19 protein-coding genes are annotated in these 22,203 nt (G+C 72.3%); 4 read left to right on the forward strand and 15 right to left on the reverse strand.

Translation table 11 applies throughout. From position 1 onward, the window contains the following. Positions 1–857: 857 nt before the first annotated feature. Complete coding sequence (locus tag ACIDOF_RS06645) at positions 858–1,838, reverse strand: LysR family transcriptional regulator (RefSeq protein ID WP_409004756.1); 981 nt, start codon at positions 1,836–1,838, stop codon at positions 858–860. 70 nt (positions 1,839–1,908) lie between these two features. Here ACIDOF_RS06645 and ACIDOF_RS06650 point away from each other — a divergent pair, with 70 nt between their 5' ends. Then, a complete protein-coding gene (locus tag ACIDOF_RS06650; protein ID WP_409004757.1) occupies positions 1,909–3,090 on the forward strand; it encodes a TDT family transporter in 1,182 nt (393 codons plus the stop codon). 544 nt (positions 3,091–3,634) lie between these two features. Here the strand turns inward: ACIDOF_RS06650 and ACIDOF_RS06655 are convergent. The 4 genes from ACIDOF_RS06655 to ACIDOF_RS06670 all read right to left on the reverse strand — a co-directional run bounded on the left by ACIDOF_RS06655 (position 3,635) and on the right by ACIDOF_RS06670 (position 9,172). Beyond that, positions 3,635–4,369, reverse strand: coding sequence for a helical backbone metal receptor (locus tag ACIDOF_RS06655; protein ID WP_409004758.1), 735 nt, complete (start codon positions 4,367–4,369; stop codon positions 3,635–3,637). Between the two features lie 136 nt (positions 4,370–4,505). Beyond that, complete coding sequence (locus ACIDOF_RS06660) at positions 4,506–5,051, reverse strand: helix-turn-helix domain-containing protein (RefSeq protein WP_409004759.1); 546 nt, start codon at positions 5,049–5,051, stop codon at positions 4,506–4,508. A 295-nt stretch (positions 5,052–5,346) separates the two neighbouring features. After that, positions 5,347–7,968, reverse strand: coding sequence for an ABC transporter permease/substrate binding protein (locus tag ACIDOF_RS06665; protein ID WP_409004760.1), 2,622 nt, complete (start codon positions 7,966–7,968; stop codon positions 5,347–5,349). Beyond that, on the reverse strand, positions 7,961–9,172 hold the full coding sequence (locus ACIDOF_RS06670; protein ID WP_409004761.1) for a glycine betaine/L-proline ABC transporter ATP-binding protein: 1,212 nt from the start codon (positions 9,170–9,172) through the stop codon (positions 7,961–7,963). The genes ACIDOF_RS06665 and ACIDOF_RS06670 overlap by 8 nt, the downstream gene beginning before the upstream one ends. Before the next feature lie 337 nt (positions 9,173–9,509). Between ACIDOF_RS06670 and ACIDOF_RS06675 the strand changes: the two genes are divergently transcribed. The 3 genes from ACIDOF_RS06675 (at position 9,510) to ACIDOF_RS06685 (ending at position 12,580) form a co-directional block, all read left to right on the forward strand. Continuing rightward, the gene (locus ACIDOF_RS06675) at positions 9,510–10,415 is read left to right on the forward strand and encodes a 5'-3' exonuclease H3TH domain-containing protein (RefSeq protein ID WP_409004927.1); all 906 of its coding nucleotides are present in this window, start codon (positions 9,510–9,512) and stop codon (positions 10,413–10,415) included. 116 nt (positions 10,416–10,531) lie between these two features. Beyond that, positions 10,532–11,389: a siderophore-interacting protein gene (locus ACIDOF_RS06680; RefSeq protein ID WP_409004762.1), complete on the forward strand. Its 858-nt coding sequence runs from the start codon at positions 10,532–10,534 to the stop codon at positions 11,387–11,389. A 222-nt stretch (positions 11,390–11,611) separates the two neighbouring features. Then, positions 11,612–12,580 (forward strand): RluA family pseudouridine synthase, encoded by a 969-nt coding sequence (locus tag ACIDOF_RS06685; protein ID WP_409004763.1) that lies wholly within the window; start codon positions 11,612–11,614, stop codon positions 12,578–12,580. 65 nt (positions 12,581–12,645) lie between these two features. Here ACIDOF_RS06685 and ACIDOF_RS06690 read toward each other — a convergent pair whose 3' ends face one another. The 10 genes from ACIDOF_RS06690 to ACIDOF_RS06735 all read right to left on the reverse strand — a co-directional run bounded on the left by ACIDOF_RS06690 (position 12,646) and on the right by ACIDOF_RS06735 (position 22,150). Then, positions 12,646–15,456 carry a DEAD/DEAH box helicase gene (locus ACIDOF_RS06690; RefSeq protein WP_409004764.1) on the reverse strand — a complete coding sequence of 937 codons (2,811 nt, stop codon included), beginning with the start codon at positions 15,454–15,456 and terminating at the stop codon, positions 12,646–12,648. Positions 15,457–15,545: 89 nt separating this feature from the next. Then, the gene (locus ACIDOF_RS06695) at positions 15,546–16,436 is read right to left on the reverse strand and encodes a diacylglycerol kinase (RefSeq protein WP_409004765.1); all 891 of its coding nucleotides are present in this window, start codon (positions 16,434–16,436) and stop codon (positions 15,546–15,548) included. Positions 16,437–16,478: 42 nt separating this feature from the next. Continuing rightward, complete coding sequence (gene tatC, locus ACIDOF_RS06700; RefSeq protein WP_409004766.1) at positions 16,479–17,438, reverse strand: twin-arginine translocase subunit TatC; 960 nt, start codon at positions 17,436–17,438, stop codon at positions 16,479–16,481. 42 nt (positions 17,439–17,480) lie between these two features. After that, positions 17,481–17,768: a Sec-independent protein translocase subunit TatA gene (tatA, locus tag ACIDOF_RS06705; RefSeq protein WP_409004767.1), complete on the reverse strand. Its 288-nt coding sequence runs from the start codon at positions 17,766–17,768 to the stop codon at positions 17,481–17,483. A gap of 208 nt (positions 17,769–17,976) precedes the next feature. Continuing rightward, positions 17,977–18,174 (reverse strand): hypothetical protein, encoded by a 198-nt coding sequence (locus ACIDOF_RS06710; RefSeq protein ID WP_409004768.1) that lies wholly within the window; start codon positions 18,172–18,174, stop codon positions 17,977–17,979. Between the two features lie 10 nt (positions 18,175–18,184). Further along, on the reverse strand, positions 18,185–18,430 hold the full coding sequence (locus tag ACIDOF_RS06715) for a hypothetical protein (protein ID WP_409004928.1): 246 nt from the start codon (positions 18,428–18,430) through the stop codon (positions 18,185–18,187). Positions 18,431–18,489: 59 nt separating this feature from the next. Continuing rightward, complete coding sequence (locus ACIDOF_RS06720; RefSeq protein WP_409004769.1) at positions 18,490–19,530, reverse strand: helix-turn-helix transcriptional regulator; 1,041 nt, start codon at positions 19,528–19,530, stop codon at positions 18,490–18,492. Positions 19,531–19,547: 17 nt separating this feature from the next. After that, positions 19,548–20,501 carry a helix-turn-helix transcriptional regulator gene (locus tag ACIDOF_RS06725; protein WP_409004770.1) on the reverse strand — a complete coding sequence of 318 codons (954 nt, stop codon included), beginning with the start codon at positions 20,499–20,501 and terminating at the stop codon, positions 19,548–19,550. 215 nt (positions 20,502–20,716) lie between these two features. Continuing rightward, a complete protein-coding gene (locus tag ACIDOF_RS06730; RefSeq protein ID WP_409004771.1) occupies positions 20,717–21,094 on the reverse strand; it encodes an FKBP-type peptidyl-prolyl cis-trans isomerase in 378 nt (125 codons plus the stop codon). A 69-nt stretch (positions 21,095–21,163) separates the two neighbouring features. Further along, positions 21,164–22,150 (reverse strand): FKBP-type peptidyl-prolyl cis-trans isomerase, encoded by a 987-nt coding sequence (locus ACIDOF_RS06735; RefSeq protein ID WP_409004929.1) that lies wholly within the window; start codon positions 22,148–22,150, stop codon positions 21,164–21,166. Positions 22,151–22,203 lie beyond the last annotated feature (53 nt).

Raw genomic sequence — 22,203 nt, forward strand, 5'->3', positions numbered from 1 at the left:
GGCGGGACTCCGCCGGGCGGTTCGGCACGACGGCCCCGCGCGGCGGGGTGGTGGGCCGCGGGGGCCGATGTCGGCTCGGTGGTGGGGTGGTGCGGGGCGGTCGCCGGAGGCCGAACGGCGGACCCGTGCGGCGGGGCAGTGGGGCGCGGGGACCCTGAAGGCTCGGCGGCGAGGTGGTGGGCCGATGCCGGCTCGGCGACGGGATGGCGCGGGGCGGTCGCCCGAGGCCGAACGGCGGACCCGTGCGACGGGGCGGCGGGCCGCGGGGACCATGACGGCTCGGCGGCGGGGCGGTGGGCCGCAGGGGCCGAAGTCGGCTCGGCGGCGAGGCGGTGGGCCGATGGCCGCTCGGCGTTGGGATGGCGCGGGGCGGTCGCCGGAGGCAGGACGGCGGACCCGTGCGACGGGGCGGCGGACCGCGGGGACCATGACGGCTCGGCGGCCGGGTGGCGCGGGGCGGTTGCCCGAGGCCGAACGGCGGGCCCGTGGTCCGAGCTCCCGGTGGGTTGCATCTGCTCGTGCGGGTCGGCAGTGGCTCACCGGCCGTGAGGGCAAGTTCCGCTCCTGCGGGGCCCGTTGGCTGCCGGGGGTGGCTGGCCCGTACAGCGCACGCGGGTGGGCGCCGCGCCGACTCGTACAGCCCCTCCGGCTCGTACGCCCGGTGCGCGGCGGCACGCTGTCGCCGGCCCACCGCCGGTCACGACCAGCCCCACGCCCACTCCGGGAACGGCGTAAGCCCGTACGGCCCCTTCGGACCGTGCAACCCGGCCGTACGGACCGCCCGTAAGTCCCGTGCAGGAGCCGTAGCCTCCGGCTCGCGAGGGGCCGCGGGAAGGCCGTGCGGCGAGCAGTCGTGCTCAGCTGGTGCGGCGCGTCAGCGAGAGCAAGTCGCGGCCCGGGCCGGTGGGGCGTTGGCCGGAGCGCCAGACCGCGCGGAGGGCGCGGCGGAGGTCGACGCCCTCGACGGGGATGTGGATGAGCCGGTGCGCGGCGAGCTCCTCCGCGACGGCGAGTTCGCTGAGGACCGCCGGGCCCGCGCCGCTGGCGACGGCGGCCTTCAGGGCGGTGGTCGACGTGAGTTCGAGGAGCGGCGCGGCGAGGCCGCCGTGCCCGGCGAGCGCCGCGTCCAGGACCTCGCGGGTGCCGGAGCCCTCCTCGCGCAGGATCAGCGCGGTCCCGGCGAGCTCGGCCGGGGTCAGCGGGGTGCGCCGCCGCGCCCACGGGTGGTCGGGCCCGACGACCACGACGAGCCGGTCCCGTGCGACGACCGCTCCGCGCAGCCCGCGGGGCGCGGTGAGCCCCTCGACGAAGCCGAGGTCGGCCTCGTCGGCGAGGAGCCGCTCCACGACGGCGGCGGAGTTGCCGGAGAGCAGCGACACCGCGGTGTCCGGCCGCTCCCGGCGCAGCGCGATCAGCCAGCCGGGCAGCAGGTACTCGGCGACGGTCATGCTCGCCGCGACCCGCAGCCGCGAGTCCCGCCGGTCCCGCAGCGCCTGCGCCCCCGCGTCGAACGCCTCCGCCGCCTCGACGACGCGGCGGGCCCAGTCGGTGACGAGGACGCCCGCGTCGGTGAGCCGTGAGCCGCGCGGCGAGCGCTCGACGAGCCCGACGCCCAACTGCCGTTCCATCGCCCGCACTCGGCTGCTCGCGGCGGGCTGCGTGATCCCCAGCTCCTGCGCGGCCCGCCCGAGGCTGCCGAGCCGGGCCACGGCGAGCAGCAGTTGCAGCGCGCCCAGCTCGGGCACCCGATGCGCGAGGTTCGCGTCCACCGCGTGCGCCGCGTCCCCGGCATCCGTCGGCCCCGAACCGTTCACCGCGTCGTCCCGCCCATTGCTCATAACCCCAGCTTATGCCCTCATAGACACATACCCCCTGGTGAGGGCGGGATCGGCGCAGGAATCTGGGGGCATGGCAAGCTACGCGCACCCGCAGCACCTTTCCCCGGCTCCCCCGCACCTTCCCGACCTTCCGGCCACTCCCCGGCAGGTCTCCACCCCCGCCCTTCCGGCTGCGGAGCGCGGTGCCGCCTCGCCGCTGCGGCACCTCGGCCCCAACTGGTACGCGGCCGTCATGGGCACCGCCATCGTCGCCTCCGCCGGGGCCGCGCTGCCCGCGCCGGTGCCGCACGCCGCGGCTGTCGCCGTGTGGGCCCTGTCGGCGCTGCTGCTCGCCGTCCTGCTCGTCGCCCGGGCCGGGCACTGGCTGCGCCACCGGGACCAGGCCAGGGCGCATCTGCTCGACCCGGCGGTGGCCCCGTTCTACGGCTGCCTGTCGATGGCGCTGCTCGCGGTCGGCGGGGGCACGCTCACGCTGGGCGGCGGTGTCCTCGGGGAGCGTGCGGCTCTCGCCGTCGACGTGGTGCTGTTCTCGGCCGGCACGGCGGTCGGCCTGCTCGCGGCGGCGGCGATCCCGTACCTGATGGTGACCCGGCACAAGGTCGACCCGGGCACCGCGTCGCCGGTGTGGCTGCTGCCGGTGGTGGCGCCGATGGTGTCGGCCGCGCAGGGCCCGCTGCTCCTTCCGCACGTCCCGGCGGGCCAGTGGCGGGAGGCCCTGCTGTTGGGCAGTTACGCGATGTTCGGCCTGAGCCTGCTCGCCACGCTGCTGATGCTGCCGCTGATATTCGGCCGGCTCGTGGTGCACGGGCCGCTGCCGCTGGCCCTGACTCCGACCCTGTTCCTGGTCCTCGGCCCGCTCGGGCAGTCCACGACCGCCGTCAACTCCCTTGCGGACGTGGCCCCTTCCGCGATCGGCGGCTCGTACGCGGGCGCCTTCGAGGCCTTCGCGGTGGTGTACGGGGTGCCGGTGCTCGGCTTCGCCCTGTTGTGGCTGGCGTTTGCCCTGGCCCTGGTGGTGCGCGCGGCGCGGTCGGGGCTGCGGTTCGGGATGACGTGGTGGGGCTTCACGTTCCCGGTGGGCACCTGCGTCACGGCCGCCGCGGGCCTGGCACGCCATACGGGCCTCACGGCGTACGAGTGGCTGGCGACGGCCCTGTACGTCTTCCTCCTCGCGGCCTGGGCCACCGCCACGATCGGCACAGCCCACGGCCTGGCCAAGGGCCGCCTGCTGACTCCGCAGCCCTGCGCGTAGGGGCACGTCCGACCGGGGGTCGGGTGCCGTACGACGTCGGCTCCCGCGCCGACGCCGTCGGCATGGCGCGCTCCGCCCCGGGCTCCCCGGCCGACGCGGACGCCCTCGCGACCACGCGCCGGCGAACGCCTTCACCGCCACTCCCGCCTGACCGGCCGCACCCCCTCGCCCCTCGGCCCACGGAAGCACCACGCCCCCGCCGGAGCCGCCCCTTCCTGCGCCCAGGCGGCCCAGCCTCCCGCCGCGGTCGGCCGAGGCCTACTCGCCGACGAAAGACCGGTCCGCGACACGGCACGGGACGGCACGCGCGGCCCCGACCTGCTCTGCACGACCGGGGATCGCGTGGGAGGGAAACCGCCCCCTCCGTCTCCCCCGCCAAGCCGCGCCCCGAGCACCCCGGGAACGGCACCGGCTACGCGTGATGAGGCCCGGCCGAACCGGGACGCGAGCGGGGCCGATGGCCTGCTCGCAGTAGGCCGAGGCAGCCGCGGGAGGGGCCGTGCATACCGGGCGTACAGCAGCGGCCGTTGCCGACCCGCCCCAACTACCCCACCGCACCCCGCAGTTGCCTCGCCAGCACAGCCCCCGCCTGCACCAGCGAAGGCCCGTACCACGTGAGTTGGCGGCCGTCGACCAGGGCCGCCGGGAGGTCGGGGAAGGATTCCGGGCCGTCGGTCGGCGTGAAGCGGTACGGCTCGTCGGGGAGGACGACCAGGTCCGCGCCGGATGCGCGCAGCTCGGCGAGCGGGATGCGCGGGTAGCGCTCCGCGTGGGCGGCGTGGACGTTCGTGACGCCGAGCCGGGCCAGCAGGTCACCGGCGAACGTGTCGCGGCCGAGGACCATCCAGGGGCGCCGCCAGATCGGCACGACGGCCCGTACCCCCAGCGGCGCGGGCGGCGAAGCCCAGGCGTCGGCGGCCGCGTCGAGCCAGTCCGGGCGGGGCAGGCCGCAGCCGCGGACGAGGACCCGGTCGAGTTCGCGCAGCGCCGACGGCAGGTCGCGGATCTCCGTGACGAGGACGTCGAGCCCGGCGGCGCGCAGCGCGGCCAGGTCGGGGGCGCGGTTCTCCTCCTCGTTGGCGATCACCAGGTCGGGGGCGAGCCGGACGATGCCGGGCACGTCGGGGTTCTTCGTGCCGCCGATGCGTACGACTCCGGTCTCGGCCAGGTCGGGCGGGTGGCTGCACCAGTCGGTGGCGCCGACGAGCAGGCCGGGCGCGCTGTGCGCCACCGCCTCGGTGAGGGACGGCACGAGCGAGACGACCCGCCGCGCGCTCACTTCGGCCCCTCGGCCGCCGCCGAGCCCTGCGCAACTCCTGCCCCGCGCAGAGACAGCACGGGCGGCACGGCCCGCCGTGGGCTCACCGACACCTCCACCACCGCCGAGCCCCGGCGCACCCCGGCCGGCCGCGCGCTCACTCCGGCTCGGCCCTGATGTGCTCGCCGACGGCGACGACCAGGACGCGGGTCTCGGGCACGGCCGCCCGCCACCGGTGCCGCACCCCGCCGGACAGGAACAGCGTGTCGCCCCGCCCCAGGCGGTACGCACGCCCCTCCGCCTCGACCTCGACGGCGCCCTCGGCCACGTACAGCAGCTCGTCGTTGCGGTGCTGGAACTCGCGGCCGGAGTCGTGGTCGCCGATGAACTCCCGGGCGTGCAGCTGGTGTTGGCCGTGCACGAGGTTCCGCATGCCGGGCCGCTCCTCGTCGGTGTCGGCGCGGACCACCTCGACGGTGCGCTCCGCGTCGGCGGCCGAGAGCAGCTCGACGGCGGTGGTGCCGAGCGCGTCCGCGACCCGCTCCAGGGACGTGCGGCTCGGGCGGGCCCGCTCGTTCTCGATCTGGCTGAGGAAGGGCACCGAGAGGCCGCTGCGCCCCGACACGGCGGCGAGCGTGAGGCTCAGCGCACGGCGGCGGCGCCGGATGGCCACGCCGACCCGCGCGGATTCCTTCTCGTCCATGATCCGGCCCCCCTCTGTCGCTTCGGTCCGATCGTGTGCTCAGCACCCTACGCAAGCAGCGCGGCCCGCGCCCTGCCAACCGTCCTGCCGCTGCGGGCACCCGACGGAATCCAGCCGGGGTGGGACCGTACCGGCCTGCGGCACGGTCGTACACCGTCCGGTCCGTCCTTCCAGTGTGCGCCCGGCGATCAGTTCTCCGGAGGGGGGCCGGGAAAACCCCGAGGGGTGGGCCCGCCGCAGGCCGTACGACCTGGGCGGAACCCACCCCTCGGGGGTGCCACGTGCGAACGCGGTGCTACTCGATCGGCGCCATCCGGTCGACCATGCCCGGGTGGTCCTTCATCCACGCGGCGACGGCTTCTTCCTCCTTGCCCTTGCCGCGCTTCTTGATCTCGTTCTCCAGGCTCGCGAGCTCCTCCTCGTTCATCTTGAAGCCCTTGAGCCACTTGGAGAGCTGCGGGTACTGCTTCGGGAACTCCTTGCTGGCGACGTTGTAGAGCTTGTCGCCCTCGCCGAACAGCCCCTTGCCGTCCTTCAGCTTGGTCAGCTCGTACTCGCTGTAGGCCCAGTGCGGCGTCCACAGCAGGACGGCGACCGGTTCCTTCTTGGCGTACGAGCGCTTCAGCTCGGCCAGCATCGCGGGGGTGGAGCCCTCGACGAGCTCGTACTCCTTGTCGAGGCCGTACCCCGGAAGGATCTTGTCCTTCATCGTGGTCATGATCCCGGCGCCCGGCTCGATGCCGATGATCTTGCCCTTGAACTCGCCGGAGCGGCCCTTGAGGTCCTCGATGGACTTGACGCCCTTGACGTAGGACGGGACCGCGATCTCCAGGGAGGTCGGGCTGTACCAGGAGCCGAGCTTGGTCAGGTCGTTCTTGTGCTTGTCCCAGTACTGCTTCTGCGTCGTCGGCAGCCAGGCGTCGAAGTTGACGTCCAGGGAGCCCGAGGCGAGACCGGCGTAGACGGGGCCGACGTCGGACTGCTTCAGGTTCAGCTTGTAGCCGCGCTGCTCCAGGACGTTCTTCCAGAGGTACGTCACGGCGACGTCCTCGTCCCACGGGAACCAGGCCACGTTGACGGGACGCGCGGCCTCGCCCCTGCCGCCCTCGGTGGGCGCCTTCTTCTGGACGGGGGCCAGCTTGTCGACCAGGCCGGGGTTCTTCTTCAGCCAGGCGCGGACGGCCTCCTGCTGCTGCCCCTTGCCGGCCTTGTTGATCTCCGACTCGAGGCTGGTGAGCTGCTTCTCGGTGAGCTCGAAGTCCTTCAGCCACTTGGCGAGCTCGGGGTTCTCGGCGCCGAAGCCCTTGCGGGCCACGGTGTGCACCTGGTCGCCCTTGCCCCAGGCGCCCTTCGGGTCCTTGAGCTTCTTCAGGTCGAAGTCGCTGTACGCCCAGTGCGGCGACCACAGCGTGGTGACGATGGGCTCCTTCTTGGCGTACGCGCGCTTCAGCTCGGCCAGCATCGCGGGCGTCGAGCCGTCGACGACCTCGAACTCGCCCTCCAGGCCGTACTCCTTGAGGACCTTGTCCTTGAGGAGCTTCATCATGCCGGCGCTGGGCTCGATGCCGATGATCTTGCCCTTGAACTTCTTGCCCTGACCCTTGAGGTCCTCGAGCGAGTCGATGCCCTTCAGGTACGAGGGCACGGTGAGTTCGAGGGAGGTCGGGCCGTACCAGTCGCCCATGTCCTCCAGCTTCGAGCCGTACTTCTTCCAGTACTCCTCGTGCGTGGTGGGCAGCCAGGCGTCGGTCTGGAAGTCCAGCTGGCCCTGCGACAGGGAGGTGTAGAGCGGGCCCGCTTCGAGCTGCTTGACCTCGGGCTTGAAGCCGCGCTGCTCCAGGATCTCCTTCCAGAGGAAGGTGGAGGCCACGCCCTCGTCCCACGGGATGTAGCCCATGGAGATCTTCTTGCCCTGGCCGACGTTCGTGCCGTCGCCGGCCGCCTCGGTCTCGGACTTGCCCATGAAGTTCAGGCCGCCCGCCACGAGGGCGAGGATCACGACGCCGACGACCGCGAACGCGGGGCGCGGACGGTAGTTCCAGATCTTCAGGCCCTGCGCGGCGCGCGCCTTGGCGGCGGCGCGGCGGCCGAGCGGCGAGACCTGGCTGCCGAGCGAACCGGTGATGCGGTCCAGGTAGATGGCGAGGATGACGATGGAGAAGCCCGCCTCGGCGCCGAGGCCGACGTCGAGCTGGCCGATGGACTGGTTGACGTCGCCGCCGAGGCCGCCGGTGCCGACCATGCCCGCGATCGCGGCCATGGACAGGCCCAGCATGATGACCTGGTTGACGCCCGCCATGATCGTCGGCAGGGCCAGCGGGAGCTGGACGCGGAGCAGGGTGTTGCGCGGCGTGGTGCCGAACGCCTCGGCCGCCTCGACCAGTTCCTCGTCGACCTGGCGGATGCCCAGCTCCGTCATGCGGACGCCGGGGGCCAGGGCGAAGATCAGGGTCGCGATGATGCCCGCGGATGCGCCCATGCCGAAGAACAGGATGGCCGGGATCAGGTAGATCATCGCGGGCAGCGTCTGCATGAAGTCCAGGACGGGCCGGACGATTCCGCTGACGGTGTTGGAGCGCGCCGCCCAGATGCCGAGCGGCACCGAGACGACGAGCGCGATGATCGTGGCGACGAGCACCAGGGACAACGTGATCATCGCGTTGTCCCAGAGTTCCATCGAGATGATCAGCCCGAAGCCCGCGAAGGTGAGCACACCGGCGAGCAGGCCGCGCAGCCAGAACGCGATCACGGCGAAGATGCCGACGAGCAGCAGCGGCTCGGGGGCGGACAGGACGGCGTTGATGCCGTCGTAGAGGCCGGTGACGACCGCCTTGACGGCGTCGAACAGCCAGTTCATGTGGTCCAGGAGCCAGCTGACTCCGCTGTTGACCCAGTCACCGAGGGGGACCCTAGGCATTGGCGGGCACCTCCTCGGCATCGCCGGCACCGTCTTCGTCGGGCTTCACGCCTTCGACCGGCTTCTCGACGGGCTTCTCGTCGCCGGACTTGTCGTCGCCGGGCTTCTCATCGCCGGGCTTCTCGACGACCGGCTTCGCGTCACGCTGCTGCGGTACGGGGGCGGCCTCGGGGGAGCCGCCCTCCTCACCGAGCGCGGCGAGCAGGCGCGTGCGCGTGACCTGGCCGACGAGTTCGCCCGCGGCGTCGGCCACGGCGACCGGGGCGTCGGCGGCCGCGCACAGCGAGAACAGCTCGACGAGCGGCGTGTCCTTGCCGACGGTCGCGGGCGCGGCGGCGCGTACGGCCTCGGCCTTGCCCTCGACCGGCTCCATGACGGCGCCGGCGGTGAGCACGCGGGAGCGGTCCACGTCCTGGATGAAGGACGCGACGTAGTCGTTGGCGGGGCGCACGAGGATGTCCTCGGAGCTGCCGATCTGCACGATCCGGCCGTCCCGCATGACCGCGATCTGGTCGCCGAGGCGCATGGCCTCGTTGAGGTCGTGGGTGATGAAGACGATGGTCTTCTTCAGCGTCTTCTGCAGCTCCAGGAGCTGGTCCTGCATGTCGCGCCGGATCAGCGGGTCGAGCGCGCTGAACGACTCGTCCATGAGCAGCAGGTCGGCGTCCGTGGCGAGCGCGCGGGCCAGGCCCACGCGCTGCTGCATACCGCCGGAGAGCTCGTCGGGCCAGGACTTCTCCCAGCCTTCGAGACCGCAGAGCCGCAGCGCCTCGGTGGCGCGCCGCTCGCGCTCCTTGCGCGGGACGCCCTGCACCTCCAGGCCGTACGCGGCGTTCTCCAGGACGCTGCGGTGCGGGAAGAGCGCGAAGTGCTGGAAGACCATGCTGATCTTCTTCGAGCGGACCTCGCGCAGCTTGCGCGCGCTGATGTGCGTGATGTCCTCACCGTCGAAGAGCACCCGGCCCGCGGTCGGCTCGAGCAGTCCGTTGAGCATGCGCAGCAACGTGGACTTGCCGGATCCGGACAGACCCATGACGACGAAGATCTGGCCCGGCTCGACGGTGAACGAGGCGTCGATCACCGCGGCGGTGGTGCCGTCGGCGCGGAGCTCGTCGCGGTCGGCGCCGCCCTCGAGCCTGCGCACCGCGTCGTCGGGTCGTCTGCCGAACACCTTGTAGAGATGCTCGGCCTGCAGCCTGGACATAAAGCCTCTCGGTTCGTACCTGAAACGGCCCGCCTCCCCCGCCGGCGGGCCGTGGAGCGGCGCGGAATCCTCCCGCTCGCCGTTGCAATCGGACTAGTTGAATCCGTCAATCGGTTCGCTCCGGCTCCGCGCCTGCCCTGGCCAACTCGCTTGAAACGCAAGAGTGTTCCAGCTCACAGCACACGTCGTTCATCTTCCGTTTGCGCGTACGACCGAACACTCCGCGTGATCGTTCCGGCGCGGCACTCCGCGCGGCCGGCCTTCGTACGGCGGACGGCGGGGCGCTGTCGGTGGGGTGCGGCATGATGCCCGTGTGACGCAGCAAACACGACGGCTCATGCTCCTCGACACCGCTTCCCTGTACTTCCGGGCGTACTTCGGAGTCCCGGAATCCGTGAAGGCCCCGGACGGCACGCCGGTGAACGCCGTGCGCGGGCTGCTCGAATTCATCACGCGCCTCGTCCTCGACCACCACCCCGACGAGCTGGTGGCATGCATGGACGCGGACTGGCGCCCGCAGTGGCGGGTGGACCTGATCCCCTCGTACAAGGCGCATCGCGTCGCCGAGGAGGTGGCGGGCGGCGCGGACGAGGAGGAGATCCCGGACACGCTCTCGCCGCAGGTCCCGGTCATCGAGGACGTCCTGGACGCCCTCGGCATCACCCGCATCGGCGCGGCCGGGTACGAGGCGGACGACGTGATCGGCACGCTCGCCGCCCGCGCGACCGGCCCGGTCGACATCGTCACCGGCGACCGCGACCTCTACCAGCTGGTCGACGACGAGCGCGGGATCCGCGTCCTCTACCCCCTCAAGGGCGTCGGCACCCTGCAGGTCACCGACGAGGCCTGGCTGCGCGAGAAGTACGCGGTCGACGGCGCCGGCTATGTCGACCTGGCGCTGCTGCGCGGCGACCCGAGCGACGGCCTGCCCGGCGTCCCCGGCATCGGCGAGAAGACCGCGGCCAAGCTGATCGCCCAGTTCGGGAACCTGGACGGGATCATGGCCGCCGTCGACGACCCGAAGTCGAAGCTCACCCCCAGCCAGCGCAAGCGCCTGGACGAGTCCCGGCCGTACGTGGCGGTGGCGCCGAAGGTCGTCCGCGTCGCCTCGGACGTGCCGGTGCCGGACGTCCCGCTCACGCTGCCCCGCGAGCCCCGCGATCCGGCGGCGCTGGAGGAGCTGGCCACGCGCTGGGGTCTGACGGGTCCGGTGAAGCGGCTGCTCGCGGTTCTCGAGGGTTAGGCGGTTCGGTTCGGTTCGGTTCTCGGAGTGGGAGGCATCCCGGGCCGCCAGGTGTTAACTTAGGCTTACCTAAGCGACTTACCTGAGCAACGCCCTCACTGGTCTGGGAGGCCTCCGTGGCAGAACGTCCGGCCCGTAAAGCACCGAAGGCCCACCTCGCGGAGGTGCTCCGCACCGAGCGCCTCACCCCGCACATGCAGCGGGTGGTGCTCGGCGGCCCCGGACTCGGCGAGTTCGAGGCGGGCACGCACACCGACCACTACGTCAAGCTGCTGTTCCCGGTCCCCGGCGTCACGTACCCGGAGCCGTTCGACATGCAGCAGATCCGCGCGGACTTCCCGCGCGACCAGTGGCCGGTGACGCGGACGTACACGGTGCGCGCCTGGAACCCGCAACTCCGCGAGCTGACCGTCGACTTCGTGGTGCACGGCGACGAGGGCCTGGCCGGACCCTGGTCCACCGCGGTGCGGCCGGGCGACCGGCTCCGGCTGCTCGGCCCCGGCGGCGGGTACGCGCCGGACGCCGCCGCGGACTGGCATCTGCTCGCCGGGGACGAGAGCGCGCTGCCCGCCATCGCCGCGTCCCTGGAGCAGATGCCCGCGGGCGCGCGCGTGCACGCGTTCGTGGAGGTCGAGGGGCCCGAGGAGGAGCAGGACGTGGTCTCCCCCGACGGCGCCCGGATCACCTGGCTGCACCGCGGCTCCCGCCCGGTCGGCCAGGCCCTGGTCGAAGCGGTCACGGGCCTCGACTTCCCGGCGGGCGACGTGCAGGCGTTCGTGCACGGCGAGGCGGGCTTCGTGAAGGAGCTGCGCCGCCACCTCCGCCTGGACCGCGAGATCCCCCGCGACCGCCTCTCCATCTCCGGCTACTGGCGCCTCGGCCACAACGAGGACGGCTGGCAGTCCTCGAAGCGCGAATGGAACGCCCAGGTGGAAGCGGAACAGGAGACGCGGACTCCGGCCAACGCGGCCTGAGACACGCGCCGACGAGCGGGCAGGGCGACGATCCAGCCCGTCCGGCGCTTGAGGACGAGCCCGGAGGGCGACGATCCAGCCCGTCCGGCGCTTGAGGACGAGCCCGGAGGGCGACGATCCAGCCCGTCCGTCGCTTGAGGACGAGCCCGGAGGGCGATCAACGGCGCCCGGGTCAACGGCGACCGCCCGACCACGGCGACGAAGCCCCGTACTCTTGCCCCCGTGCCCCGACGCAAGCCTCCCGTCCCCGTCTCGCCGCTCGCCCAGCGGGACGGGATCGACCCGGTCCACCTGAAGCTGCCGGTCGACGGGGCGTGGCGGACCGTGCGCGAGTTCCTCGTGGAGCGGCTCCCCGTGGGCCCCGAGGTGGTGGACGGGCTGCTCGCCGCCGGTGAAGTGGCGGGCGTGGACGGCGAGTTGAGCGCGGACAGTGCGTACGCGCCGGGCGGGCACCTCTGGTTCCACCGGCCCCTCGCCCCCGAGCCCCGCGTACCGTTCCCGCTCCGGGTCCTGCACCGCGACGCGCATCTCCTCGTCGTCGACAAGCCGCACTTCCTCGCCACCACCCCGCGCGGCAGCCACATCACCGAGACCGCCCTGGCCCGCCTCCGCCGCGACCTCGGCCTGCCCGAACTCGCCCCGGCGCACCGCCTCGACCGCCTCACCGCCGGCCTCGTCCTTTTCACCCTGCGCCCCGCCGATCGCGGCGCGTACCAACGCCTGTTCGCCGACAAGCTGGTGCACAAGGAGTACGAGGCGATCGCCCCGTACGACCCGGGGCTGGCGCTGCCGCGGACCGTGCGCAGCCGGATCGTGAAGGACCGCGGGATCATCGCCGCGTACGAGGTGCCGGGCGAGCCCAACAGCGAGAGCCGGATCGAGCTCGTCGAGCACCGTACGCACGGCCCCGGCGGCCCGCTCGCCCGCTACCGCCTGTTGCCCCGCACCGGCCGCACCCACCAGCTGCGCGTGCACATGAACGCGCTCGGCGTGCCGATCCTCGGCGACCCGGTGTACCCCGTGCTCACCGATCCCGCCCCGGACGACTACGCCCGGCCGCTCCAACTCCTCGCCCGCACCCTGGAGTTCACCGACCCGCTGACCGGCCGCGCGCACCGCTTCGAGAGCGAGCGCACCCTGCAGGCGTGGACGGACCACGAGGGCTGGAGCACCGGGCCCGCCCGCAGCTGACCGGGGCCGGACACGACAGAGGGCGGCACACCCGCGTGCACCGCCCCTGCCGACCGTAAGAAGGCTCAGCCCACCGACGAGTACGCCACGACCCCGCGCAGCAGACCGTCGACCGCCTTGCGGGCGTTCTTGCCGACCGTGCTGCCGTCCGTCGGGGCGGCGGCCGCGATCTGGCCGAGCACGTCGATGACCTGCTTGCACCAGCGCACGAAGTCGCCCGCCGGCATCTCCGCCTCGCGCAGCACCTCGTCGAGGCCCTTGCCGGACGCCCACATGTACGCCGCCCAGGCGAAGCCGAGGTCGGGCTCGCGCTGCCCGACGCCTTCCGCCTGGCTGATGCGGAACTCCTCCTCCAGGGCGTCGAGCCGGCCCCAGATCCGCACCATCTCGCCGAGCGCGCCCTTCGCCGGGCCGGAGGGCAGCTTCGGCGCCAGCGCGTCGTCGGCGGCCCGCGCCTCGTACACCAACGCCGAGACGCACGCGGCGAGTTCGGCCGGATTCAGGCCCTCCCAGACCCGCTCACGCAGGCACTCGGAGGCGAGCAGGTCCAGCTCGCCGTAGAGCCGGCCGAGGCGGCGGCCGTCGTCGGTGACCTCGTCCCCGCGCAGATAGTCCAGCTCGGTGAGGAGGGCGACGATGCGGTCGAAGGTGCGCGCGATGGTGTTCGTCCGCCCCTCGATGCGGCGCTCCAGCTGGCGGGTGTCGCGCTTCAGCCGGTGGTACCGCTCGGCCCAGCGGGCGTGGTCCTCGCGCTCGTCGCAGCCGTGGCAGGGGTGGGCGCGCAGCGCGGCCCGCAGCCGGGCGATCTCCCGGTCGTCCGCGGCGGGCGAGCGGCCCTTGCGGTGCTTCTCCGGCCGGACGTGCCCCGCCTTGGTGCGCAGCGCGGAGGCCAGGTCCCGACGGGACTGCGGCGAGCGCGGGTTGAAGGACTTCGGGATCCGCATCCGGTCGAGCGCCTCGACCGGAACCGGGAAGTCCATCGACGCGAGCCGCTTGACCTGCCGCTCGGCGGTGAGCACCAGCGGCCGCGGCCCGTCATGGCTCTCGAAGCCGCGGTGCCCGTTGGACCGGCCCGCCGAAAGCCCCGGGTCGAGGACCAGGGCGAGGCCCGCGAACTTGCCGGTGGGGACGTGGATGACATCGCCCGGCTTGAGCTTCTCCAGCGCGGCGGCCGCGGCGGCACGGCGCTGCACGGCGCCCTGCTTGGCCAGCTCGGTCTCCCGGTCCTTGAGCTCGCGGCGCAGCCGCGCGTACTCCTCGAAGTCGCCCAAGTGGCAGGTCATGGAGGCCTTGTAGCCCTCCAGGCCCTCTTCGTTGCGCTGGACCTGGCGGGAGATGCCGACGACCGAGCGGTCCGCCTGGAACTGCGCGAACGACGTCTCGAGCAGTTCGCGCGAGCGGTGCCGCCCGAACTGGTGGACCAGGTTCACCGCCATGTTGTACGACGGCTTGAAGCTGGAGCGCAGCGGATACGTACGCGTGCCGGCGAGGCCCGCGAGGTGCTCGGGGTTCATGCCGCGCTGCCAGAGGACGACGGCGTGACCCTCGACGTCGATGCCGCGGCGGCCCGCGCGGCCGGTCAGCTGCGTGTACTCACCCGGGGTGATGTCGGCGTGCTGCTCGCCGTTCCACTTGACCAGCTTCTCCAACACCACCGAGCGGGCGGGCATGTTGATGCCGAGCGCGAGGGTCTCGGTGGCGAACACGGCCTTCACCAGGCCGCGCACGAACAGCTCCTCGACGACCTCCTTGAACGTCGGCAGCATGCCCGCGTGGTGGGCGGCGATGCCACGCTCCAGGGCCTCCAGCCACTCGAAGTACCCGAGGACGTGCAGGTCCTCGTCGGGGATGGAGGCCGTGCGCTCCTCGACGATCTCGCGGACCTTGCGGCGACCCTCCTCGTCGTTGAGCCTGAGGCCCGCGTACAGGCACTGCTGGACGGCGGCCTCGCAGGCGGCGCGGCTGAAGATGAAGGTGATGGCCGGGAGCAGGCCCTCGGAGTCCAGGCGGTCGATGACCTCGGGCCGGCCCGGCGTCCAGATCCGGGACCTGGAGCGCCGCTCCCGCTCCCGGTCGGCCTCCCGGATCCGCTTGCCCTTGCGCCGGTCCCTGCCGTACGAGGGTCTGCTGTCCTCGAGGCGGGCCATGCGCTGCAGGTCCGGGTTGACGGCGCGCTTGCCGGACTCGGACTCCTCGAAGAGGTCGTACATCCGCCGGCCGGCCAGGACGTGCTGGAAGAGGGGGACCGGGCGGTGCTCGGAGACGATCACCTCGGTGTCGCCGCGGACCGTGTCAAGCCAGTCACCGAACTCCTCGGCATTGGAGACCGTGGCGGAGAGGGAGACGAGCGTGACCGAGTCCGGAAGGTGAATGATCACTTCCTCCCAGACGGCGCCGCGGAAGCGGTCCGAGAGGTAGTGCACCTCGTCCATCACCACGTACCCGAGGCCGCGAAGGGCCTGGGAGCCCGCGTACAGCATGTTCCGCAGCACCTCGGTGGTCATGACCACGATCGGTGCGTCGGAGTTGACGCTGTTGTCGCCGGTGAGCAGGCCGACCTTGTCACTGCCGTAACGGCGGGCCAGGTCGGCGTACTTCTGGTTGGAGAGGGCCTTGATGGGGGTGGTGTAGAAGCACTTCTTGCCCTGTCTCAGGGCGAGGTGGACGGCGAACTCGCCGACGATGGTCTTGCCCGAGCCCGTGGGCGCCGCGACCAGGACGCCCTTGCCCGCCTCGAGTGCCTGGCAGGCCTCGATCTGGAAGGGGTCGAGCCCGAAGTCGTACATCTCGCGGAAGGATGCGAGTGCGGTGGCCTGCTCGACAGCCCGCTTGCGTGCTGCCGCGTACCGCTCGGCCGGTGAGAGGTCCTCTGTCATCTTGTCTTCGAGCCTACCCGCCACCACTGACAGCGTCGCGATCTTTGTTCAGGCCGGCCCCGGGCCGGGGACCGCGCCCGGCTCCGGCCTCAGGCGGTGAGCACGCGGACCGCCCCGGGCACGCACTCGGCGGTCAGCGGCAGCGGGCCGAGCGGCTCCCCGTCGGCGTACCCGGTGATGTCCGGGGCGTCGATGCTGATCTTCGCGGCCCGGTGGACGGTGACCTTCGGGTGGTCGAGGTGGGTGCCCTTGTAGACCCGCGGGAAGACCCGCAGCAGCGTGGCCCGGGAGCAGTCGCCGACGACGGTGACGTCGAACAGCCCGTCGTCCGGCCGGGCCCCGGCGCAGATCCGCATGCCCCCGCCGTACGAGCTGCCGTTGCCGACGGCGACGAGCGTGGCGTCGACCTCCAGGACGGGCCCGTCGTCGAGCCGGATGCGGTACGGGAGGGGCTTGAACGCGGCGAGTTCGGCGAGGATCGCGAGGTCGTACTTGAAGCGGCCGCCGGGCAGGCGCATCCGGTTGCCGCGGTCGTTGACGCGGGAGTCGAAGCCGGAGGCGAGGACGGTGCCGAACCAGCGCCCGTCGACCCGGCCGAGGTCGACGTCCCGGATCCGGGAGCGTTTCAGCGCCTCGGCGGTGAGCCTGCCCGCCGCCTCGGGGGCGCGTACGGGCAGGCCGAGGGTGCGGGCGAAGTCGTTGCCGGTGCCGACGGCGACCACGCCGAGCGGGGTGCGGGTCCCGGCGACGGCCTGGAGGGCGAGGCCGGCCATGCCGTCGCCGCCGACGGCCACGAGCGCGCCGGTCCCGGCGTCGACGGCCTCGCGGGCGCGGCGCAGGGCGTCGTCGGGTCCGTCGCCGACGACGGTGCGTACGGAGAATCCGGCGGCCCGGAGCGCGGAAGCGGCCGGCTGCGCGGCGTGCGCGCCCCGGCCGCGTCCTGCGGTGGGATTGACGAAGAGCGTGATCTCGCTGGTCACTGCGGGCCCCTCCGGGTGGTGTGGGGGCAGGACCTTAACTGATCAGGTGATGTCGTCGTAACCGTTCGTCCTGCGGTCGTTGTGCTCGCCGCTCGCCTGCTCGGGCAGGGCGCGCGGCGGGGCGACGGACTCGACCTCGCCGAGGGCCTCGGGGGTCAGGTCGAGGTCGGAGGCCTCGTCGTCGGAGAGGGCGGCGTCGGGGTTGTTGCGGCGGCGGCGCGCGTCGTTGGCGATGGAGATGCCCACGGCGATGAAGTACAGGACGCAGAGCGGGCCGGCGAGCAGCAGCATGGACAGCGGGTCGCCGCCGGGCGTCGCGACCGCGGCGAACAGGGTGAGCGCGAGGACCATGCCGCGCCACCAGCCGAGCATGCGCTTGCCGGGGAAGACTCCGGCGAAGTTGAGGCCGACGAGGAACAGCGGCAGCTCGAAGGCCAGGCCGAAGACGATCACCATGCGGGTGACCAGGTCGAGGTAGGCGTCGAGGGCGATCTGGTTCTGCACGTTGACCGGGCTGAAGCCCAGCATGATCTCCGCGGTCTGCGGAATGATCTCGTACGCGACCCAGGCGCCGCCGAGGAACAGCGGGGCGCCGACGGCGACGAAGACGTAGGCGTACTTGCGCTCGTGGCTGTGGAGTCCGGGCGCGACGAAGGCCCAGAGCTGGTAGAGCCAGACCGGCGTGGCCACCAGGACGCCGCTCATCAGCGCGACCTTCAGCGCGATGGTGAACGGGGACAGCAGGGTGTCGGTCTTGATGATCGCGCAGGGCTTGCCGTTGGCAGCGACGGAGGCGCCGTCGGGACAGCCGACCGAGCTGAGGATCGGGCGCAGGAGGAAATCGAAGATCTCCTTCTGGAAGAAGGCGGCGACGACCGTCACCACCAGGATCGCGAGAACCGCCTTCATCAGGCGGTTGCGCAGCTCCCGAAGATGCTCCCCCAGGGGCATCCGCCCCTCTGGATCCTTCGACTCCTTACTGCGGCGGGCAGTCTTGAGCAACCCACGTCCCTCTTCTCGTGCGGCAGCCGGCGGGCAGCGACGTCAGTTCTGCGTGGTGGGCTTCGGCTCGTTCACCGGGCGGGCGCTGGACACGTCACCGGGGGCGGCCTGGATGGTGCGCGGGGCGGCCTGCTGCGTCGCCGAGTCGTTGGTGGCGTCGGTGCTCTTCGCCGACTCGTCGTCCTTCTTCATCGCCTTGGCCTCGCTCTTGAGGATGCGAGCGGACTTGCCGAGCGAACGCGCCATGTCGGGAAGCTTCTTGGCGCCGAACAGAAGCAGGATGACGGCGATGATCAGAACGATCTCGAGGGGCTTCAGATTGCCGATCATGTGCGACTTCCTTCTCACGAGGCGGCAGGGGGTGATTGCTGCCGGACAGGCCGGACTGCCATCCGACCACCGTACTCAGTGGATCGTAACGCGTAGGGGTGAACGCCGGGCAATCCCTGTGCGTACTCTCAGTTGCGCCGTCGGCCCGCCGTTCCGGGCCGCCCGAGCAGCGTACTCGTCCCTTTCGCGGCACCGGCACGGCGACTCCTCAGAGGGTGTCGTGCCCCGTCCGCGCCATGTCGGTCGCGGCCCGCTCCAGGTCCTCGGCGGCGCGGTTGATCTTCCGTGCGGTGTCGGCGACTTGGGCGCCGAGGCGTCTGACCTCGAGGAAGACGCGGACGGCGAGCACACCGAGGACGGCGAGCCCGCAGAACCCCAGGGCGATCGCGATCATGGGCCAGAACATGCGCGCCACCCTAGACCGTGGAGTGGAGTCGCAGCGTCCGCACCCCGCCACGGGTGAGGAGTTCGACGATCCGCTCCCCCGCGGGCTTGCGCACGGAGGCCCCGCACTCGGGGCACGTGAACGAGTAGAAGGTCGTACGGCGGCTGGCGCCGATCGCCAACCGGATGGCGCCCGCGGCGAGTTGGAAGCGGGCCCGGCAGTCGGGGCAGGCGGCCTTGAACTGCGTGGGACCGGCCTGGCGCGGTACGGCCGGCAGGCCGGCGAGGGCGCCCGACGCGGCGGGCGCGGCCTCCGAGTCAGTGGGCTGATTCACATCTACCGCCCAGCCTCCGCACCGGTCTCCCGGTCCTCCGCACCGGACTCCCGCGCCTCCGCACCGATCTCCCGGCCGTGCGACTCCTCGTACGCGGCGAGCGCGTCGGCTGCGGCGTCGCGGGCGCTGCGGGCCAGGTCGTCGGGGGCGGTGATGCGGCCGTCGGGTCCGAGGCGGAGGGCCAGGCGCCGCAGCGACGCCGGGTCGGGGGTGCGCAGGGTGATCCGCAGGCCGCCGTCGGGCAGTTCCTCGGCGCTGTCGTGCGGGTAGTACTCGGCGACCCAGCGGCCGCCGGGCCCGACCTCGACGACCACCTCGGGGTCGTCCGCCGACGGCTGGACCAGCGCCTCGGACAGGTCGCGCAGCTCCAGCTCGGGCGGGGCGGCGGGCTCGTCGAGGATGCGGATCTCGGCGACCCGGTCGAGGCGGAAGGTGCGCCGCGCCTCGGAGCGGTAGCACCACGCCTCCATGTACGTGTGGCCGAGCGCGAACAGGCGGATCGGGTCGACCTCCCGCTCGGTCAGCTCGTCGCGTGCGGGCGAGTAGTACCGCACCCACAGCCGGCGCCGCTCGGAGATCGCGCGGTCGACCTCGGCGAAGACGCCGCCCTCGGACTCGAACGTCACCGAGAGGCGGGCGCTGGCCCCGGCGGTCTCGCCGGCCGCGGCCTCCAGCTTGGCGGTGGCCCGCAGCAGCGCCTCGCGGTCGCCCTCGCGCAGGCCGGGCAGCGTCGCCACGGCACGGGCCGCGACGAGCAGCGCGGTCGCCTCGTCCGCGGCGAGCCGCAGCGGGGCGGCGGCCTCGGCGGACAGGGCGGCCGGGTTGTGCCACCAGATCCGCTCGCCGTCCGTGTCGATGTCGAGCAGGTCGCCGCCGCGGAAGCTGGTCCCGCACAGCGGCAGCACGTCCAGGTCGGAGATCAGCTCGTCCTCGCTGATGCCGAACGCCCGCGCCACGTCCGCGATCCGGGCGCCGGGGCGCTCGCGCAGATACGTGACGAGGGACAGCATCCTGCGGGTCTGGTCGATGGCGTTCGCGGCCATGTCTGTCGGTCTCCCCCTCAGCCCTTGGCCACGGCACGCAGCCGGTCCACGACGTCCGCCCGCAGCTCGGCGGGTTCGAGCACCACCACGTCCGGCCCGAACTCCACGAGCCAGGCGTCCATGCCGTGCCCGTACGGAATCTCCAACTCGTCCCAGCCGTCGCCCAGTTCACGTACCGACGTGGCCTTGGCGCGCAGCGGGTAGCCCGCGCCGGAGCGCAGCCTGAGCTTCGCGGAGCGGTCGGCGATCTCCCCGGCCCAGCTCGCCACGGTCTCCCGCACGGTCACGACGTCGGGGACCTCGGCGGTGAACTTCCCGGCGCGGGAGCGGACCTTGCCGGTGATCCGGGAGAGCCGGAACAGCCGCTCGGCGCCCCGGTCCCGGTCCCAGCCCGCCAGGTACCAGTGGCCGCGCCAGCACTCCAGGGCCCAGGGCTCGACGTGCCGGGCCTCGGGGCGGGCCGCGTTGGCCTTGCGGTACTCGAAGACGACGGGCCTGCGGTCCCGGCAGGCCAGCATCAGCGGCTCGAACGCGGCCTCGTGCACGGGGATCCGCGGTTCGAGCGCACTGTGCGGCTCGTACGGATCGACCTCCTCCGGGAGGCCCGCGGCGCGGAGCTTCTGCAGGGCCCCGCTGGCGGCGCCGGCGAGGCGGGCCTGCTGCCACACCTTCGCGGCGAGGCCGAGCGCGGCGGCCTCCTCGGCGTCGAGGGTCACGGGCGGGAGGCGGTTGCTGTCGCGGCGGGCGAGGTAGCCGACGTCCCCGTCGAGGTTCTCCACGGTCTCGATGACCAGACCGAGTTCCCGCAGGTCGTCCTTGTCCCGCTCGAACATCCGGTTGAAGGAGTCGTCCGAGCCCGCTTCGAGGTACGCCTCGATGGAGCCGCGCAGCTCACGCTTGCTCAGCGGCCGCCGGGTCCCCAGAAGGCACAGCGCGAGATTCATCAGCCGCTCTGCCTTGGCAATCGCCATCGACGCCCTCTCCCACCTGCCACGCACCCTGGTCTACGACGCTCGACCGTACCGCTACGGAGTGTCGTGGCAAAGCCGAGGGCCCCCGCCGCAAAGGCAGGGGCCCTCGATCAGATCCGGATCGGCTCCGGTCCGGTCCCGGATCGGGTCCGGTTCGGTGCCGGGCCGGCTCGGGTTAGGCCCCGGGCCGGGTCCGGTCCGGGTTCAGGGTCTGATCAGACCGAGACCAGGTCGCAGACGAAGATCAGCGTCTCGCCGGGGGCGATCCGGCCGCCGCCCGCGCCGTGGTCCCCGTACGCCAGGTGCGGCGGGATGATCAGCTGGCGGCGACCGCCGACCTTCATGCCCTGCACACCCTGGTCCCAGCCGGGGATGACCTGGCCGGCGCCCAGCTGGAAGGCGAGCGGGGTGCCGCGGTTCCAGCTCGCGTCGAACTCCTCACCGCTGGAGAAGGAGACGCCGACGTAGTGGACCTGGACGTTGTCGCCCGCCTTGGCCTCCGGGCCGTCGCCCTCCCAGATGTCCTTGATCTCCAGCTTCGCCGGGGGCTCGCCACCGGGGAAGTCGACCTCGGGCTTGTCCGTGTTCTTCACGTGAATTGCTCCTGCTGTTTCGAATGTGCAGCGGGGACAGTCTTACATCTTGATCGGATCCCGCAGGACTCACATCTTGGCGATGATGTCGACCGTGAAGACCAGCGTGGAGTTCGCGGGGATGCCCTGCTGCTCCTTGTCGCCGTAACCGAGGTCCGGGGGCACCACGATCAGCACACGGCTGCCGATCTTCTTGCCCGTGAGCCCCTGCGACCAGCCCTTGACGACCTGCGCCAGCGGGAACTGCGCGAGCTGCTTCCGCTTGTACGTGGAGTCGAACTCCTTGCCGCCCTCCCACAGCACGCCCTTGTACTGCACGAGCACCGTGTCCGAGGCCTTCAGCTCCGCGCCGTCGCCCTCGATCACATAGTTCGAGACGAGCTTCTTCGGGGCGTCCTTCTTCGGGACGTCGATGGAGGGCGCCTTGCCGTCGGTGTTCGTGCCGGCCTTCGGCAGGTCGATGTTGTCCTGCGCGACCTCCTTGCCCTTGGCGGAGCTCTGCGCACCGAAGGAACCCACGATGTCGACGACGAAGACCAGGGTGTCGGTGCCCTTGATGCCCGCCTGCGGGTTGCCCTGCTTGCCGTACCCGAGCGCCGGCGGGATCGCCAGCTCCACGCGGCTGCCCACCTTCTTGCCGACCAGCGCCTTGTCCCAGCCCGGGATGACCTGGCCGACGCCGATCGGGAAGACCGCCGGCTCCCCGCGGTCGTACGAGTTGTCGAAGACCTTCGCCGAGGCCCAGATCTGGCCCAGGTAGTCGGCCTGCAGCGAGTCGCCCTTCTTGACCTCGGGGCCCTTGCCCTCGATCAGGGTCTTCACCGCCAGGTTCTTCGACGGGTCGCCCGAGCCCTTCGCGACCGTCGGCTTCTGGCGGAACTTGTCGCCCTTGGTGATCTCGGGCAGCGGCCCGTCCACGATCTTCGCGGCGGCGTCCGCCGAGTTGGAACTGCCGTCCGTGTCCTTGGACTTGGCCTTGTCTGCCTTGTCGTCGCCGCAGCCGGCGAGCGTCAACAGTCCGGCGGGAACGGCGAGAAGCAGCGAGCGTCGGCGCACTTGGGGCCTCATCATCGGTAGATCTTGTGTGTGGGGTGCGCGCAACTCTACGA

The organism is Streptomyces sp. Da 82-17 (genome assembly GCF_046098215.1).
Classification (GTDB): Bacteria; Actinomycetota; Actinomycetes; order Streptomycetales; family Streptomycetaceae; genus Streptomyces.